The sequence below is a fragment of the Psychrobacter sp. Rd 27.2 genome (assembly GCF_001921755.1).
Classification (GTDB): domain Bacteria; phylum Pseudomonadota; class Gammaproteobacteria; order Pseudomonadales; family Moraxellaceae; genus Psychrobacter; species Psychrobacter celer.
Window position 1 is genome coordinate 1 of sequence record NZ_MRYB01000013.1, and the last position, 17,329, is coordinate 17,329.

The window sequence follows — 17,329 nt, forward strand, 5'->3', positions numbered from 1 at the left end:
GGCTCGTAATTATAAGTCTATGCTGTATCTAGCTTGTACTATGATTCATTGCAAACTGAATTAGGGACACGCCCTAGGGCGTGTCCTCAATTCAATCGATAGCCATCTAAATGGGCTAAAAATGGCTAAATCTGGCCAAACGGTGTCAAATAGCTGACAAATATCTTGATATTATCTGCGCTATTTTCCTTGTTTGACGGCGATTTATCTCATTTTATCACCATTTTTAAAATGAGGACACGCCCTAACAAATACCGTTGGATTAATAACAAAAGGCAGTATTTTATGACCACCATACTTCTGGCACGTCATGGTCAGGCGTCCTTTGGACAAGCAAACTACGATCAGCTCTCAGAGCTGGGCGGTATTCAGGCGCAGATGTTAGGTGAGCATTATGCAAACACCCAGCGCCGTATCGATGCCATCTTTACCGGCAGCTTGGTCAGGCAGCAAGACTCAGCGCGGCATTTTTGGCAGCGCTACCAGTCTTTTGCGAGTAGGGATCAAAGCCAAACGCCGCCGCTCGTATCTGCCATTGACTTAGACAACACGGATCGCTATGTCTTGCCGCAGTTTGATGAGTTTAATCATCAAGATGTCTTGATTAAGTCTCATCCAGCTTTTGGCAATCGCGCGGCAATCGCGGCCGAGATTGCGCAAGCAGAGGTCCCATCTAAGCGTTTGGCCGAGCTGTTTGATCAAGCGATGCAGCGCTGGCATGGCGGCGAGTGCGATGATGACTATCTAGAGAGCTGGCCACAGTTCAACGACCGCGCCCAGTTGGCGCTTGAGCAGGTACGACAAAAAGTGGTGAATATGAGCCTAAATCGTGACAGTACGGTGCTGGTGTTTACCTCAGGTGGCGTGATCGCGGCCATCACAGCTCAGCTATTAAAGCAGGGTAGTTCAACGGCTTATCAGATTAATAAAAGTCTGGTCAATACTGGGGTGACGGCGATCACGTTTAAAAATGAGCGGACGCGTTTGCTGTCTTTAAATGAGTATAGCCACCTATTTTCTGCAGGCAAAGGATTTGTGACTTGGCGATAAGCTGGTATCTGACGGCATGGATACGCTATAGTAGGACAACAGCGCTCGCGGCTGCGGCTAAGGACGAATGCGATCCTCTATGATCGCCGCGTATCATCCGCTTATCTTGTCTGATGATAAAATAAGCGCTATTTCATTATAAGATGTCAAGGACTGTCTATGCAAAATCATATTTTAAAGGTCGTCAAGAAAAACGCCCAGCAGCGCAAGCGGCAGATATTAAGCGCGCTATATCCTGATCGGTATCTAAAAAAACGCAGCAAACAACAAGTCGGGCGCGGCAAAACCGTACTCATCACAGGAGCCAGCTCAGGCTTGGGTGAGGGGATGGCCAGACTCTCTGCCAAGCTGGGTTATAATCTGGCGATTTGTGCGCGCCGTACCGATCGCCTAGAGCGTTTAACCTCAGAGCTAGTGGCAGAGTATCCGGACATTCGGGTCGAATATCGCGCTTTGGATGTGAGCAACTATGACGAGATATTTGCAGTGTTTGATGCCTTTGCTACGGACTTCGATGGTATCGACCGTGTGGTCGTCAATGCAGGTGTGGGAGATAGCCGCCGTATTGGTAAAGGACGTTTTGAAACCAACCGTCATACAGTCGAGATCAATTTTATATCCGCGCTGGCACAGTGTGAGGCGGCGATGAATATCTTTCGCGCACAAAACAGCGGCCACTTGGTGGTGATCTCTAGTATGTCGGCCATGCGCGGTTTGCCCAAACACCTAACGGCGTATGGTGCAAGCAAAGCGGGGCTGGCGCATCTTGCAGAGGGTATTCGTGCTGATATGCTACTTACCAATCTGCCAATTCAGGTGTCTACGATTTATCCAGGCTATGTGCGTACCGAGATCAATGAAAACGCCAAACCGCTGCCGTTTGAGGTCAATGCCGAGACGGGCACCAAAGCCATCGTTGCCGCCATTGAGGCTGAGGTAGAAGAAGCCTGTGTACCAAGCTTGCCGTGGTCGGTGGTGGGTAAGGCGATGAAGCATCTGCCATTACAGGTAGTCAATAAGTTTGGCTAGCATCTCACTTAAAACGCAAATACAATGAAAATATAAATAGACAAAAAAAGCCCTCTATACAGATATAGAGGGCTTTTTACGCTGCAGTATCCGCAGTGTGAGACGCTTTGACTAAAGCGTTTGCGGGTTGTCGAGTTGATGCTGTTCGCGCAGCTTTTGCCGCAGTACCTTACCGACGTTACTCTTTGGCAGCTCGCTGACAAACTCGATATGACGCGGGCATTTATAACCCGTTAAGTTGTCTAGCGCAAAATCCTTAATCGCTTCTTTGGTGACATTGTTGTCCGCTGGCACGATATAGATTTTGACCGCTTCACCTTGATGCTCATCAGGGATACCTATCACCGCACAGTCGACAATGTCGTCGCTGTCCAACATGACAGACTCAATCTCATTAGGGAAAACATTAAAACCAGAGACCAAAATCATGTCTTTTTTGCGATCGAGTAGGGTAAAGTAGCCTTTTTCATCCATACTAACGATATCACCAGTACGGAAGTAACCATCACTGGTAAACTCTTTACTGTTGTCTTTATTAAAGTAGCCTGAGGTGACATTTGGGCCTTTGATGCACATCTCACCAGCCTGATGGGGTCCTAGGCGCTCACCGTTTTCGCCAACGACGATAATATCGACGCTCGGGACAGGAATACCAATAGTGCCATTGAACTTACGATCTGTGATGACATTGGCCGTACCAGCGGCCACGCCTTCGGTCATCCCCCAGCCCTCGATCATCGGGCATCCTGTCACATCCAGCCAGCGTGCAGCGGTTTGTTCAGTTGCCGCCATACCACCTGCCTGCGAGATACGTAGCGAGCTAAAATCCAAGTCTTTAAAGTTTGGCTGATCCAGTAGACCTTTGAACAGCGTATTGACCGCTGGAAAAATATGGAAAGGCTGTTTTGATAAGGTTTTGACAAATCCTGGCATATCGCGCGGATTAGGAACCAAGATAAAGGTATAACCTGAGCGCATGCCGAGCAAGCTGAGCATAAAGGCAAAGATATGATACAGCGGTAGCGCCATGACCATATTGATATACACTTCATTGATCTCAGAGGTGACCGGACGATACCATGCTTCTGACTGTAGGGCGGCTGCCACCACATTGCGCTGTGTGAGCACGGCACCTTTTGATAGTCCTGTGGTACCACCAGTATACTGCAAGATAGCCGTTTGGCTTAAGCTGGTTTTTGAGGGCTGAAACGGTAGGCTCTTGCCTTTTTTTAGGACATCAGGGAATTTGGTGACGTTATATTTAGGGTCATTGAGGTTGTACTTGGGTACCAAGCGTTTGACTTGACGGATAACGGTATTGACCAAAATACCCTTAAGCCCCATCATATCGCCCATTTTGGATAAAACAATACGTCTAATGGCCGTCTCTTCGATGACCTGCTCGAGCGCTTGGGCAAAGTTGTCTACCACAAAGATAACTTGCGCACCTGAATCGTTGAGCTGATGGCGCAGCTCGCGGCCAGTGTATAAGGGGTTGATAGGCGTACATACGTAGCCTGCGCGCAAAATACCGATCATCGTGGGCAAATACTGCGGCACGTTTGGCATCATCAGTGCCACCACGCTACCTTTGGGGATACCCTGCGACTGTAGCCATGCGGCGACGGCCAATGAGGCTTTGTCGACATCATCATACGTGTGCGTCACGCCCATACAGACACTCATAGGGTGCATACGAAAGCGGTTAAAACACTCCTCGTATAGCTCGATGAGGTTGTCGTATTGATCAGGGTCGATGCTCTTTGGTACGTTTGCTGGATAATGAGCAAGCCAAGGCTTATCTGTAGTCATATTTAGCGTCCTTAATTTTGATATAAGTTAAGGTTCTATAAGAAAGTAGTCACATCCTTGTCAACGATATGCGCTCAATCACTGAGTGCGATATGGCCGAGTGCTATCCTATCTATTACTGACTGCTAACATATGGTGGCCTTTGTACAATGGTGTTTAACGATCAAAAATGCTGGTTTGAATGGGTTAAACGATTGATTGTGCGCCTCGCCTTCACACGAGGACAAATAAAACATATATATGGTAAAACGACGATATTCTGTTGTTTTAACGAATACTTTCTTTAATTAAAGCAACAGAATAACACGTGATATATTTCGGCAATACATTAACACAACTACAACGTAAGTCGATATTATTATACTAGAACTTCTTAGTACATATATAAATTTGATTAATCAAATAAGATGTGTTGCAAGTGAAATAAGATAAATGGCCATCAAACAGGGATGAGCTGTGGGGGTGTTGTCTGGCGCGACCGCTTATCATAGAGATAATTGGCTGGCGAAGGCGATTCGTCAATAGTGACGATAACACAGAATAAAGATTGAGTAAAAATTCTGTGAGGTCAAAGCGGATAAATAGGTAGTAATGAGACAGATAAGCCATCATTCATGCATCAAGCAATAGTAAGTAATAAAAAGATCTAAAGATAAGGGCGCTGACATAAAAGCGCCCTGCAAAGGCAAGGCGCTATGATAAAGCTTTGATAAAGTTTTTATTATGAATGACGTGTTTACAGTCTTGGATGATCTGCGTCGTGTTTTTCGCGCAGTTTTTGCCGCAGTACCTTACCCACGTTGCTCTTTGGTAGCTCGCTGACAAACTCGATATGACGCGGGCACTTATAACCCGTTAAGTTGTCCAGTGCAAATTCTTTGATGACTTCTTTGGTGACGTTGTTGTCCGCAGGCACCACATAGATTTTGACCGCCTCACCTTGGCGCTCATCAGGAATACCAATGACCGCACAATCAACGATACCGTCGCAGTCAAGCATGACAGACTCAATCTCATTAGGAAAGACGTTAAAACCAGAGACCAAAATCATGTCTTTTTTACGGTCTAACAGTCTAAAGTAGCCTTTTTCGTCCATGCTGACGATATCACCAGTACGGAAATAACCATCGCTGGTAAAGTCATCACTGCTGTCTCTGTTTAAATAACCTGAGGTGACGTTAGGGCCCTTGACGCACAGCTCGCCTGCTTGGTTTGCACCGACGCGCTTGCCCTCATCATCAACCACGATGGCATCGACGCTAGGGACGGGCACACCAATTGTCCCGTTAAACTTACGATCTGTGATGACGTTGGCCGTACCGACCGCCACGCCTTCGGTCATCCCCCAACCTTCGATCATCGCACAGCCAGTGGTCTCAAGCCAGCGAGTGGCGGTTTGTTCGGTCGCCGCCATACCACCTGCCTGCGAGATACGTAACGAGCTAAAATCCAGGTTTTTAAAGTTTGGATGATCCAGCAAGCCTTTAAATAATGTATTGACCGCGGGCAAGATATGGAATGGCTGTTTTGATAAGGTTTTGATAAACCCTGGTATGTCGCGAGGGTTGGGTATCAAGATAAAGGTATAGCCTGAGCGCATGCCAAGCAAGCTAAGCATAAAGGCAAAGATATGATACAGCGGTAGCGCCATGACCATATTGATATACACCTCATTGATCTCAGAGGTGATAGGGCGGGTCCAAGCCTCTGATTGCATCGCCGCCGCCACGATATTACGCTGCGACAAGATGGCGCCCTTTGATAATCCTGTCGTGCCGCCGGTATATTGCAAAAACGCCTTTTGATCAAGTGACATTTTTGGCTTTTGAAAGGGAAGGTTTTTGCCTTTTTTGAGCACATCAGGGAGTTTTGTGACTTGATACTTTGGGTCGTTGAGCTTGTATTTGGGGACCAGACGTTTGACTTGGCGAATGATGGTATTGACCAAGATGCCTTTGAGCCCCATCATATCGCCCATTTTTGATAAGACAATACGTTTGATTTTGGTCTCGCCGATGACCTGTTCGAGCGCTTGGGCAAAGTTGTCTACCACAAAGATAATTTGTGCGCCTGAGTCGTTGAGCTGATGACGCAGCTCGCGGCCTGTATAGAGTGGATTGACTGGGGTGCATACATAGCCTGCCCGCAAGATACCAATCATCGTGGGCAGATACTGCGGCACGTTTGGCATCATCAGTGCCACCACACTGCCTTGTGGTAGTCCCTGAGATTGTAGCCATGCGGCGACGGCCAACGAGGCTTCATCCACATCATGATAAGTATGAGTCACGCCCATACAGATACTCATAGGGTGCATACGAAAGCGGTCAAAGCATTCCTCGTACAGCTCCATTATGCTGCTATATCTATCAGGGTTGATAGTCTTAGGTACACCATCGGGATAATTGGCAAGCCAAGGTTTGTTCGGCATCATAGTCAGCGTCCTTGAATTTCAAAATAGGGTAGGAGGGTGTATCAAAGCAGTCTTATCCGTGTCAATAAAACACACCAGCGCTGACAGAGGTAGTTTGTCGCTGCGTGCGTCAACATCCGTATTTATTGACTGGCTGCTCAGTTTTTTAATGACAGGGCATGTTGCACGGTAATCGTCAACTGCTTCAGTGACCGCAAAAACCATGCGCTATTATTAAGACATCAAAACCACGGCATCAAAAAAATAATACAATTCAGAAATACAGTAGCATGAATGTTGGCCAAGGCAACAACGGTATATGATACTGATCAGTTCATTTAACCATCAGCCATAAAGTATGAGGTAGATTAAGCCTGTACCAGAGAAGTTATCTATATATAGTTGACAGTTACAGTGAACGGATAATGAGAAGAAGTGAGGTTTGATGGAGTAAGTTGGGTGACTGTCGATTGAATTGAGGACACGCCCTGGTAGAAGCCAGCAATCAGGGAAGCGAGAATTGCTGGTTTGTATTAAAAAAACGGCGGTAAGTAAGTAGAGCGCTGATGGTGCAGCCCAGTGTGCTACTCACACAGATCAAAAACATGGTGACTATTTGATAGCGAATGGCTTGGGTAGGGTCAGCGCCTGCTAAGATCTGTCCTGTCATCATGCCAGGTAAGCTCACCACGCCGACCACCAACATAGAGTTGAGCGTCGGTGTCATACCATTGATGATGGCCGTTCGTACCTGCTCATGGACAGCTTCAAAGGGCGTCGCAGATAAGCTGAGCATCATCTCGATACGCGCTTGCTGCTCATAAAAGGCATTGATCAGCTGGTTACTGGTCAATGAGATGGCCGTCAGTGAGTTGCCTAATATCAGACCCAAGATAGGAATCACAAACTGCGGTGTGTACCATGGCTGCACATCTAAAATAACCATGATGGCAATGGCTGTCACCAGCACTGCGGAGACACTAACGGCAAGCAGCGTATCGATAAACAAGCCATTATAGCGGCGTTTGACTCGGTTTTTGGCCGCGCTTCCTGCAATCAGTGTCATTATGGTCAAAATGGATAAAACTTCATACCACTGCTCGCGCGCAAACACCCACGCTAGGATGAGACCGATAAAGCTCAGCTGCACGACTGTACGTAGCGCCGCCATCAATAGTGTCTTGGTCAGATGTAGACGCAAACGCCAAGAGACCATCAATACCATGAGGATTAAGCTGCTGGCGAGCGCAATGTCGCCATATGTGAGAAATATCTGCATATCGTCGCTGGTGTTCATCGCGGCTCACTTAATCAGCCAAGTATGCTGGCTCACTCATTTATTTTTACTGCCCGCTGTGCTTACACAGAACACAGACATGGACCCTTTGATGCGTTCGCTGAATTTACATTTACCTGATTTTAGTCAGTACACCTGCTTGCATATGCCAATGCTGGTCTGCCAATGGCAAGATGTCTTGGGTATCATGCGTGACCCACAGTACCGTGCGTTGTTTGCTTTTTTGTACCCAGTCGACAAGGAGTGCAACCAGCTGCGCGGCCGTATCGACATCTAGCGCGGCGGTAGGCTCATCTAGCAACAAGATACGCGGCTCTAGTTGTAGTAAGCGTAAGGTGTTGACCAGCTGGCGCTCGCCGCCTGATAGGTGATAGGCATCTTTGTGCAAAAAATCGCCCCCTCGGCCTAAATAAGCAAGCTGGGCGGTATGCCAATTACTATCAAAGCGTAGATGTTGATGCGCCCGCAACTGGAAAGGCAGCTGCAGATTATCAAGCACGCTGCCTTCTATCAGCTGAGGATGCTGTGCGAGTAAAGCGACTTGAGCGCGCCACTTGGTAGGCGAGATATCTTGTATATCCCAAAAGCGGGCGTGGGGCGGCTCGTGCGTGGGTTTTAACCGTACGGTGCCCGCGCTGATGGGCAAAAGCCCGGCCAACGCCCGTAATAGTACCGACTTGCCGCTACCAGATGTGCCCGTCAGGACGGTCACCTGTCCTGCTGATAGTGCGCCACTGGCTTGTTGTATCAGTCGTTTTTTTTGTCCATCACTACCATGAGTCAGCACCTCAATATGCTCAAATGCCAAGATAGTATCGTCGTTATCAGCACTCATCGCTGGGCGCTGTCTATTGAGCCGCTGGTGTTTGAGTAGCTGATGTCTGAACTGGTGTCTGCCGTGCGGCGGCTTGCTCAATGGCCGCTCGCAGCTTTTGAGGTACGCGAATGGGACGCATGGGCGCAGCGTTGGCAGCAGCGGTATCGGCTGCATGGTCATTGTCACCAGTATTGGGTGTCGGTCTTAGCTGGTTTTGCACGCAGGCGATGACAATTTTGCCACGGCTTAATAGCCCGGCGTTGCTGCTAGCTGCGCTATCTGTCAGATGCCGATGGATGCTTTGATAAAACACAATGCTGGCAGGCTTTATCTCGACGTCATCGATACGTACGCTGATGACTTCATCTAACAATATCGCCCGTTTGTATTGTAGGTCTGCTTGACTGACGACAAAGTGCTGCACGTCGCCTGTATCTGTCTGTAAAAAATAACCGTTGAGACCGAGTTTGGCAAACCAATCACGGCGACAGTTTTCAAAAAACACCAGATGATTGGCATGGTAGACTATACCGCCAGCATCGGTATGGTTAATATAGACGTTATAGTCTTTTGCAAATAGTGGCGAGATACTATCGCTGGTGGCTGTTTTTGGGGTGTGGCGCTCGGTTTTTTTTGTCGTTGTTTGCGTGTTTGTTGTCATATGAGTGCTCAGTCTAGTGATACAGGATGTCTGTGCGATGGTTGAGTGCTAAAAGTTGCATGCCAAAAAAGTGTCAGCTATTTATTATGCGGTATCATGGCCGCTGACCAGTAGCAACTACTCTAGCTTAAGATATCTGGGCGTGCAACAGTCAGACCCATTTACGTCTGCTATCATAGTGCGTCACATCAGTGTATCGCTGCGTATTTTCATCAATTAGTATAGGATAATTTATGACCCGTTTTGTCAGTTTTAATATCAATGGTATTCGCGCCCGTCAGCATCAGCTAGAGGCAGTGCGAGAGGTTATCGACCCTGATGTGATGGGATTGCAAGAGACCAAAGTACACGACGATCAATTTCCTTTATCGGCGGTCGAGGGTTTGGGGTATCATGTAGAATACTTTGGCCAAAAAGGGCATTATGGTGTGGCTCTACTATCCAAAGTTGCGCCGATATTTGTCCAAAAAGGATTCCCTGGCGAAGACGTGGATGCCCAAAAGCGCTTTATCCACGCCCGTTATGAGCTGCAAGGCCGTGAAATTGATGTATTAAATGGCTATTTTCCGCAAGGCGAGAGCCAAGACCATCCCACCAAGTTCCCTATGAAGCGTGCCTACTATGCCGATTTGATGGCATATATCGACACGCTCAAAGCTGAAGGTCGCTCACTGGTGATTATGGGTGATATGAATATCGCGCCAGAAGATATCGATATCGGCATTGGGGAAGCAAATGCCAAGCGCTGGCTAAAAAATAGAAAGACTTCGTTTTTGCCAGAAGAGCGTGAGTGGTATGCCGATTTGATGTCGCGTGAGCTGACGGATACGTACCGCCTGCACTATCCAGAGAGTACTGAGCTATATAGCTGGTTTGATTACCGCAGTCGCGGCTTTAATGACGACCCGAAGCGTGGTCTACGTATCGACCATATTTTGTGTAGCGCGGATCTCGTCGATCACTGCGTGGATGCGGGTATCAGCTATGAGCTTCGAGGTATGGAAAAGCCTTCTGACCACGCGCCAATTTGGAGCGCGTTTACTCTTAGCAAAGTATAATTTGAATCAAACATAGCCTAAATAAACAAACCGTCTGAATAAACCATCAATACAAGCAAAATAAGGAAGTCCCTATGGCTGTTGGAAATGTTGCAATACCTGATACCATTTATCCTATCGAAGGCGTCAAACTAAGTGCGACCGCGGCAGGCGTGCGTTATAAGGATCGTGATGATTTGGTGGTGCTTGAGATTGCTGAGAGGGCCAGCTGCGCCGTTGTCACTACCAAAAACACCTTTTGTGCGGCGCCTGTACGCGTATTGCGTGAGCACTTTGCCACTCACAGTCCACGCTATCTTGTGATCAACACTGGTAATGCCAATGCTGGGACGGGTGCCGATGGCAAACGCCGCGCCCAAGAGATATGTGCGGCATTGGCCACTAAAGCTGGCGTCGATACTCAGACGGTCTTGCCGTTTTCGACAGGGGTCATTGGTGAGCCGCTAAACAGCGATGCGGTCATTGCAGGGTTGGATGAGGCGCTTGCTGGTTTGGCGGCTGATAAATGGCAGGCCGCGGCAAATGGCATTCGTACTACGGATACTATCCCTAAGATTGCAAGCCAAAAAGTCGAGGTGGCGGACAGCTGCTATCATGTGACTGGTATCTCAAAAGGCTCAGGCATGATACGTCCAAATATGGCGACCATGCTAGGCTATGTGGCGACCGATGCCAATATCAAAGCCGACCTGCTACAAGAGATGTTGGGCCAAATCAATGAGCAGTCCTTTAACCGCATCACAGTCGATGGAGATACCTCGACCAACGATTGCTGCGTGTTGATCGCCACAGGGGCAGCCAGCTCGGAGGTGATCGATAGCCCTGAGCATCCTCATTACTCAGCGGTATTTGCTGCTTTGACAGAGGTGTTTGTCCGTCTGGCGCAGTTGATCGTACGAGATGGGGAAGGCGCAACGAAGTTTATGACGGTCAAAGTCACCGGCGGCAAAGTCACACAAGAATGCTGTGATGTGGCCTATGCGGTCGCGCACTCTCCATTGGTCAAAACCGCATTTTTTGCCAGCGATGCCAATTGGGGTCGTATTTTGGCGGCGGTGGGTTATGCAGGGATTGAAGATCTTGATACCGAGCAAGTCGATGTCTATCTTGATGAAGTGATGATTTGCCAAAACGGGGGCGTGGCGCCAGATTATACAGAAGAGGCGGGTAAGGCGGTGATGAGCCGTCCAGAGATTACCATTCATATCGATCTGGCGCGCGGTGACGCTAGTGATACCGTTTATACCTGCGACTTGTCTTATGATTATGTCAAAATCAATGCAGACTATCGTAGCTAACTGATAGCGGCTATTTATTGATATCTTAATGCCAAGCGTAACAGCCAGAGTGACCCATAGGGTGTCGCTCTGGCTTTTTTTGTGCCTTATTAAGCCAATATAAGGAGGCTTGCTCAAAATAAATACGCGGTGAGTAGCAATTTACCCTGTGATTTAATACGCTTTATTAACAGCAGTTGCAAAAGCTGACGTTACTTTACAAAGCAGTCATAGAGGAGAAGCAGCGCTGCGCCCTATACTTATTTCAGTCAACAATAAATCAAACAGTTAAACCAAACTATCAAGTAATCATGACCTGATAAGTGTGAGACATACGACGATAGTTATAGAATGTGCCAAACAATAACGTAAAACAAGTAATAAAAACGCATAACCAATAACTGAGGATTGAATAATGAAAAAATTAGCCATTGCAGCATTAATGACCACATTTGCCCTATCAGGTTGCTCTACCATGGGGATGGATAGCGAGCGTACCATGGTGGTTGAAGGGCAGCCAATGAATGTCAAAGTCGTCAATATCCCAAGTTTTGAGGTGGAGATTGCACCGCGAAAAGCCGTCTGTGACCTCACGGCAACCGACGGCACCACCGTTGAAGCTGAATGCTTGCAGTATCGTCAAACCCATCAGAAAAACTACACCACATTAAATGGTAATATCCAAGGTTTCACTTATGAGCCAAACCATCGTTATGTGCTCGATGTGCGCCAAGAAGCCGTAACTGCTGAAGGCTCGAATGTGGTACAACCGGTCTGGATCTTAAATGAAGTAGTCTCTAAGACGGCTGAGTAATGACGCTGACAGCTGACTACAATTATTGTAGATAGCAAGTATACGGACGACAGATATTTAATAATTATCCTAAAAAAATGCCTCTGATTGATCAGAGGCATTTTTTTGTCATATTTAATACAACATGATTATTTTATTAGGGCGTGTCCTCATTTTAAAAATGGCGATAAAAATGAGATAAATCGCCGTCAAACAAGGAAAATAGCGCAGATAATATCGAGATATTAGTCAGCTATTTGACACCGTTTGGCCAGATTTAGCCATTTTTAATCCATTTAGATGGCTATCGGTTGAATTGAGGACAGGCCCTAGTATGCTGACCTCATAAAATGACGACTAACACTGGCTGTACTTTACACTGACGCCATGAGTGGCCGTCGGTATACGATTGTCAGCATACACTGCCAGCCCGCCACGTGAGGTTTCTTTATACTTATCGAGCATGTCAGCGCCAGTCACTTTCATGGTTTCAATCACCTTATCTAGTGAGACGAAATGTTGGCCATTACCGCGGCAGGCCAGACGCGCCGCATTGATCGCTTTGACCGCGCCCATGGCGTTGCGTTCGATACAAGGCACCTGTACCAGCCCGCCGATAGGATCGCAGGTTAAGCCTAAGTTGTGCTCGATGCCGATTTCGGCCGCATTTAAGCATTTGGCTGGCGAGCCACCCATAATCTCGGCTAGAGCAGAGCCTGCCATCGCACAAGCGGAGCCAACCTCGCCTTGACAGCCAACTTCAGCGCCAGAGATGGAGGCGTTTTGTTTGATTAAGCTGCCGATAGCGGTGGCGTTTAATAAAAACTTACGCACGCCGTCTTGGCTATAGTTGGGCAAAAAATCACGGTAATAATGTAGCACCGCTGGGATGATGCCCGCTGCACCGTTGGTCGGCGCAGTGACCACTTTGCCACCATTGGCGTTTTCTTCATTAACTGCCAGAGCGTACAGATCGACCCAGTCCATGGCAGCGAGCTTGTCGGTTTTGGCGATCGGCTGGTCTTTTTCAGCGTCTAGCTGTTGGTGCAAGTCTTTAGCGCGGCGTTTGACATCTAGGCCGCCTGGCAAGATGCCACCATTGTCACAGCCTTGTGTGACGCAGTCTTGCATCACCGCCCAAATCTGATCCAAATATTCAAACACCGCTGTTTTATCACGAAAGTGGCATTCGTTGGCCAGCACCAGCTCGCTGATACTAAGCTCATGCTGACGACATTGCTCTAGTAGCTCTGCGGCACTATTGAAGGGATACGGCACACTAGCTATCGTAGGGCTGGCATGGTCTTCGTCTGGGTTGGTGGCGTCCTCTTCATTGATGACAAAACCGCCGCCAACTGAGTAATAAGTCTGCTGATAGCTGCTATCATCTGCTAGCGTCGCGCGCAGGGTCAAGGCGTTTGGGTGATAAGGCAACACCGTCTCATCATACCAGTGAATATCGTGCTCTGTATCAAAGTCAATCGTATGCATGCCTGAGAGAGCCAGCTGTTTGGCTGAAAAAATAGGCGCTAGATAATCACTGGTCAAACGCGTATCAATCGTACTGGGTGTATGTCCGAGTAAGCCAAGTAGTATGGCCGTGTCGGTGGCATGGCCTTTGCCAGTGGCTGCCAACGAGCCGTAAAGCTCAATCTCGATACGCTGAATGGTCGTTAACTCAGCCTGCTTTATCAGTGAGGTCAAAAAAAGATTGGCCGCGACCATCGGGCCGACGGTATGTGAGCTTGATGGCCCGATACCGATTTTAAATAAATCAAAAACACTAATCATAATAAATTACCAAAAAGTCATCAGTGACTGGGCAGACAAGATAGCCTGCTTTACGCACTTTGAGTCAATATATAATAGCCAGCCACTACCGATAATCACCTATATACGGTGCATATGGCGCAGTGGCGGTGGATGTATGGAAATCGAAGAACAAAAATAGCCGCTGAATAATAACTTTTATTTAATAAGAAACTCCGTTATTATGCTTCCAGCCAACGGTTGTGTAACATCCTGTAAGTCAGTAATTGATAGGCAGATGGACAGCAGGACAGCGCCAACTTAGATATTTAGTATAGTGAGTTCGGTATAAAAACGATACAGTAGGACTGGGATGGATTTTATGTAGCATCGAGCAGCGCAGGCGCAGCACGCCCGTAAAATTTATATCAGTTCCACGTTGGCATATAATGTATCTGTTTTATTTCGAATTAACTATTGAACATATCGGCAACATATCGACCCTGCCACATCCAGTAAAACACAGCCATCATAACAAATAATACTTTTGGTTTGCTAGCAAGAAATATAAAAGAATAAGTCTCAAAAGCAAAAAAGCAAAAGAGTCGATTTGTGTTATAAATCATAATGTTATAAATCACAATATTGCTGCATAGTATCATTCTATTAAAGTGTTTTTATTTTAGGCTCAGTAAGTAGCTGTTGACTAAAATTGAGACACGCCCTTGTTTTTCCTCACCACTCCAGCTCACATAGGACGCGCGCATGTCATCGCCAACAGAACATCCTTCATCTTCCCAAAAAAGCGCTCAAGATAAGCCGGCACAAAACGCCTTAGAGGCGGCGGGTATCGACCCAGCAGCCATGGGTCAGCCGTTTCATTCAGATTTTGACAATGGCCGCTGGTTTCCGACATGGCGACCTTATAAAGGCGACTTAGACCGTGATCCTGTCGGTATCAATGAATATCTACCGCCTTCAAAAAGCGTCTTGTTAGGGGTGCAGCATACCTTTGCCATGTTTGGGGCGACGGTGTTGGCACCGCTTTTGATGGGGTTTGACCCCAATCTGGCTATCTTGATGTCGGGTATCTGTACTGTGATGTTTTTTATGATCACAGGCGGGCGTATGCCAAGTTATCTGGGCTCAAGCTTTGCGTTCATCGGACCTGTCATTGCAGTGACCGCTTATGCAGGGGCAGGGTTCAATGATAATTTGAGTGTCGCTTTAGGCGGTATCATGGCATGTGGTATCGTCTATGCGCTGATTGGGCTACTGGTGATGAAGACGGGCACTGGCTGGATTGAACGCTTGATGCCGCCCATTGTCACAGGGGCTATTGTGATGATTATCGGTCTAAACCTAGCGCCAGTGACCATCCAAGGGGTGTCGGCCAATCAGTTTGATGCTTGGATGGCGACGCTGACGGTATTACTCATCAGTGGGGTGGCGGTATTTACCCGTGGTATGCTGCGCCGTTTGCTGTTGCTGGTGGGCTTGATCTTGTCTTATGTGGCCTATTTTGTGATGACCAATGTTTTGGGCTTCGGCACGGCGATTGATTTTAGTGGTGTCGCCGCCGCATCGTGGTTTGGGTTACCAACAATTCATACCCCAAGCTTTGAGATGAGCGCCATTATTCTTATCGCGCCGGTGGCATTTATCCTAGTCGCCGAAAATTTAGGACACTTTAAGGCCGTTGAGGGTATGACAAAAGCGCGCGTGACGCCTTATATGGGCCGCGCGTTTTTTGCAGATGGGCTGGCCACGACGTTCTCGGCAGGGTTTGGTGGCACTGGTGTCACTACCTATGCCGAAAACATCGGTGTCATGGCCGTAACCAAGGTCTATAGCACGACGATATTTGTCGTGGCAGGGTTGGTGGCTATTTTGCTGGGCTTATCGCCAAAGTTTGGTGCCATTATTCAGACGATACCAGCGGCCTTACTAGGCGGTGCTTCTATCGTAGTATTTGGTCTGATTGCGATTGCAGGGGCAAAGATTTGGATCGATAATCACATCGATTTTAGCAAAAACAGCAATCTGATTATCGCGGCTATTACCGTTATCATGGGGACAGGTAACTTTAGCTTGCACTTAGGCGGGTTTGATTTGGGCGGCATCGGCACGGCAACTTTGGCTGCTATCGTGTTAAATGCGTTGTTTAATAAAGGCTCTGACAAAACCGCTGACACTAGTGCAGCGGCCAAATAGGCCGTATCCGGCCACAAAAGCGCCCATACTATTATAGTATGGGCGTTTTTTTGTAGTGCGTTTAAAGGAGCGATAGAAGGTGATAAGTAGCAGACAGGGATTATTTATAGTCACGTTTATAAAACCGTGAAAAAAAACGATAACGGCGTAGGGCGCGTGGCTTTGGTTTGAGTGAACCCAAATAAATAGCAAACATGGTGAGTAGCGCACCAGCCCACTGCAAAGTATTGATGGGTTTGTCCAGCCAGCTATAATCAATCACCAAAGCAGCGATGGGCTCAGAGAGCAATAGTAACCCCGTCAAGGCCAATGACAGCTTGGGAATAGAGTAAGCAATGAGTCCCCATGCCAAGCACTGCATCACCGTACCATAGACCAATATCCAGCCGATCTCCGCCCAAGTATTGGGCAAGATACTCCCTTGATCAAACACCCACATTGGCACAACCATCGCCAGCACCCCGCCGATACTGATCAGCTGCATGAGCATAAATATCGGCGTTGGCTCAGTATCGTGCGTCTTACGGATAAAGGTCATCGATGCCGCTAGCATAGCGCCCGAGACGATACCAGTGACAAACCCCCACGTCGCTGCACTGTTATGGGCAAACTCAGGGCTACCAATCATCGCCACACCGAGCATCGCCAAAAACAAACTAATCAGCTGTACGATAGATTGACGCTCATTGAAATACAAAAACCCAATCGCTGCCAAGAAAAAAATCTGTAAGCTATTGAGTAGGGTAGAGATACCAGGGCCGACCGCATAAATACTCTCATGCCAAAGCGCCAAATCCAATCCCAAAAACGCCCCTGATAACAACGCATAAAAAATTGCGCGTCCTGAGCGCGGCAAGCGTTGCCCCATGATTTTGGCCAATACGGCAAAAACAATACCAGAGATGGCTAAGCGCCAAAACGACATCGCCCAACCACCGATATCGACATGAGCGACGATCAGGCTACCTAAACCAAAAATAATACAGCCTATGACTAAACCGATAGGGGCAGAGCGGGATGCGGCGATGGCCATAGTGTCTCCTTATATGAATGGGATGATGATAAAAAGCATTTTACAGCGATTAGGCTATTGTCGAGGTTTTGCTTCCAAAATGAAATGGCTCAGCGACAATTATTCTATGAGATAGCAGACAAAGCT

13 protein-coding genes are annotated in these 17,329 nt (G+C 47.6%); 6 read left to right on the top strand and 7 right to left on the bottom strand.

Features of this window, described 5'->3' with window-relative positions:
* Positions 1-285 precede the first annotated feature (285 nt).
* Both BTV99_RS10605 and BTV99_RS10610 read left to right on the top strand, forming a co-directional pair.
* Complete coding sequence (locus tag BTV99_RS10605; RefSeq protein WP_075102335.1) at positions 286-1,050, top strand: histidine phosphatase family protein; 765 nt, start codon at positions 286-288, stop codon at positions 1,048-1,050.
* 159 nt (positions 1,051-1,209) lie between these two features.
* The gene (locus BTV99_RS10610) at positions 1,210-2,079 is read left to right on the top strand and encodes an SDR family oxidoreductase (RefSeq protein ID WP_083608623.1); all 870 of its coding nucleotides are present in this window, start codon (positions 1,210-1,212) and stop codon (positions 2,077-2,079) included.
* 111 nt (positions 2,080-2,190) lie between these two features.
* Here BTV99_RS10610 and BTV99_RS10615 read toward each other — a convergent pair whose 3' ends face one another.
* The 5 genes from BTV99_RS10615 to BTV99_RS10635 form a co-directional block, all read right to left on the bottom strand.
* Complete coding sequence (locus BTV99_RS10615) at positions 2,191-3,891, bottom strand: AMP-binding protein (RefSeq protein ID WP_075102336.1); 1,701 nt, start codon at positions 3,889-3,891, stop codon at positions 2,191-2,193.
* Between the two features lie 736 nt (positions 3,892-4,627).
* On the bottom strand, positions 4,628-6,325 hold the full coding sequence (locus BTV99_RS10620; RefSeq protein ID WP_075102337.1) for an AMP-binding protein: 1,698 nt from the start codon (positions 6,323-6,325) through the stop codon (positions 4,628-4,630).
* A 484-nt stretch (positions 6,326-6,809) separates the two neighbouring features.
* Entirely contained in the window at positions 6,810-7,601 is a 792-nt protein-coding gene (gene fetB / locus BTV99_RS10625; RefSeq protein ID WP_083608624.1) for an iron export ABC transporter permease subunit FetB, read from the bottom strand.
* A 112-nt stretch (positions 7,602-7,713) separates the two neighbouring features.
* Complete coding sequence (locus BTV99_RS10630) at positions 7,714-8,436, bottom strand: ATP-binding cassette domain-containing protein (RefSeq protein WP_075102338.1); 723 nt, start codon at positions 8,434-8,436, stop codon at positions 7,714-7,716.
* A gap of 13 nt (positions 8,437-8,449) precedes the next feature.
* Positions 8,450-9,079: a thioesterase family protein gene (locus tag BTV99_RS10635; protein WP_075102339.1), complete on the bottom strand. Its 630-nt coding sequence runs from the start codon at positions 9,077-9,079 to the stop codon at positions 8,450-8,452.
* A 233-nt stretch (positions 9,080-9,312) separates the two neighbouring features.
* Between BTV99_RS10635 and xthA the strand changes: the two genes are divergently transcribed.
* From xthA to BTV99_RS10650, 3 genes are all read left to right on the top strand, one after another.
* Positions 9,313-10,137, top strand: a complete 825-nt coding sequence (gene xthA, locus BTV99_RS10640; protein WP_075102340.1) for an exodeoxyribonuclease III — start codon at positions 9,313-9,315, stop codon at positions 10,135-10,137.
* Positions 10,138-10,211: 74 nt separating this feature from the next.
* Positions 10,212-11,435, top strand: a complete 1,224-nt coding sequence (gene argJ, locus BTV99_RS10645; protein WP_075102341.1) for a bifunctional glutamate N-acetyltransferase/amino-acid acetyltransferase ArgJ — start codon at positions 10,212-10,214, stop codon at positions 11,433-11,435.
* 394 nt (positions 11,436-11,829) lie between these two features.
* The gene (locus tag BTV99_RS10650; RefSeq protein WP_075102342.1) at positions 11,830-12,228 is read left to right on the top strand and encodes a DUF4377 domain-containing protein; all 399 of its coding nucleotides are present in this window, start codon (positions 11,830-11,832) and stop codon (positions 12,226-12,228) included.
* A 336-nt stretch (positions 12,229-12,564) separates the two neighbouring features.
* Here BTV99_RS10650 and BTV99_RS10655 read toward each other — a convergent pair whose 3' ends face one another.
* A complete protein-coding gene (locus BTV99_RS10655) occupies positions 12,565-14,001 on the bottom strand; it encodes an L-serine ammonia-lyase (protein WP_274539909.1) in 1,437 nt (478 codons plus the stop codon).
* Positions 14,002-14,820: 819 nt separating this feature from the next.
* Here BTV99_RS10655 and BTV99_RS10660 point away from each other — a divergent pair.
* Positions 14,821-16,170 carry a solute carrier family 23 protein gene (locus tag BTV99_RS10660; RefSeq protein WP_372046638.1) on the top strand — a complete coding sequence of 450 codons (1,350 nt, stop codon included), beginning with the start codon at positions 14,821-14,823 and terminating at the stop codon, positions 16,168-16,170.
* Between the two features lie 100 nt (positions 16,171-16,270).
* On the opposite strand, the gene BTV99_RS10665 is transcribed toward BTV99_RS10660, so the two are convergent.
* On the bottom strand, positions 16,271-17,203 hold the full coding sequence (locus BTV99_RS10665) for a DMT family transporter (RefSeq protein WP_075102345.1): 933 nt from the start codon (positions 17,201-17,203) through the stop codon (positions 16,271-16,273).
* Positions 17,204-17,329 lie beyond the last annotated feature (126 nt).

Bases quoted from the DNA above. Each gene is read 5' to 3' on its own strand.
- fetB (WP_083608624.1), bottom strand. From the start codon at position 7,601: ATGAACACCAGCGACGATATGCAGATATTTCTCACATATGGCGACATT.
- BTV99_RS10660 (WP_372046638.1), top strand. From the start codon at position 14,821: ATGGGTCAGCCGTTTCATTCAGATTTTGACAATGGCCGCTGGTTTCCG.
- BTV99_RS10650 (WP_075102342.1), top strand. From the start codon at position 11,830: ATGAAAAAATTAGCCATTGCAGCATTAATGACCACATTTGCCCTATCA.
- BTV99_RS10620 (WP_075102337.1), bottom strand. From the start codon at position 6,325: ATGATGCCGAACAAACCTTGGCTTGCCAATTATCCCGATGGTGTACCT.
- BTV99_RS10610 (WP_083608623.1), top strand. From the start codon at position 1,210: ATGCAAAATCATATTTTAAAGGTCGTCAAGAAAAACGCCCAGCAGCGC.
- argJ (WP_075102341.1), top strand. From the start codon at position 10,212: ATGGCTGTTGGAAATGTTGCAATACCTGATACCATTTATCCTATCGAA.
- BTV99_RS10605 (WP_075102335.1), top strand. From the start codon at position 286: ATGACCACCATACTTCTGGCACGTCATGGTCAGGCGTCCTTTGGACAA.
- BTV99_RS10665 (WP_075102345.1), bottom strand. From the start codon at position 17,203: ATGGCCATCGCCGCATCCCGCTCTGCCCCTATCGGTTTAGTCATAGGC.
- BTV99_RS10630 (WP_075102338.1), bottom strand. From the start codon at position 8,436: ATGAGTGCTGATAACGACGATACTATCTTGGCATTTGAGCATATTGAG.
- BTV99_RS10635 (WP_075102339.1), bottom strand. From the start codon at position 9,079: ATGACAACAAACACGCAAACAACGACAAAAAAAACCGAGCGCCACACC.
- xthA (WP_075102340.1), top strand. From the start codon at position 9,313: ATGACCCGTTTTGTCAGTTTTAATATCAATGGTATTCGCGCCCGTCAG.
- BTV99_RS10615 (WP_075102336.1), bottom strand. From the start codon at position 3,891: ATGACTACAGATAAGCCTTGGCTTGCTCATTATCCAGCAAACGTACCA.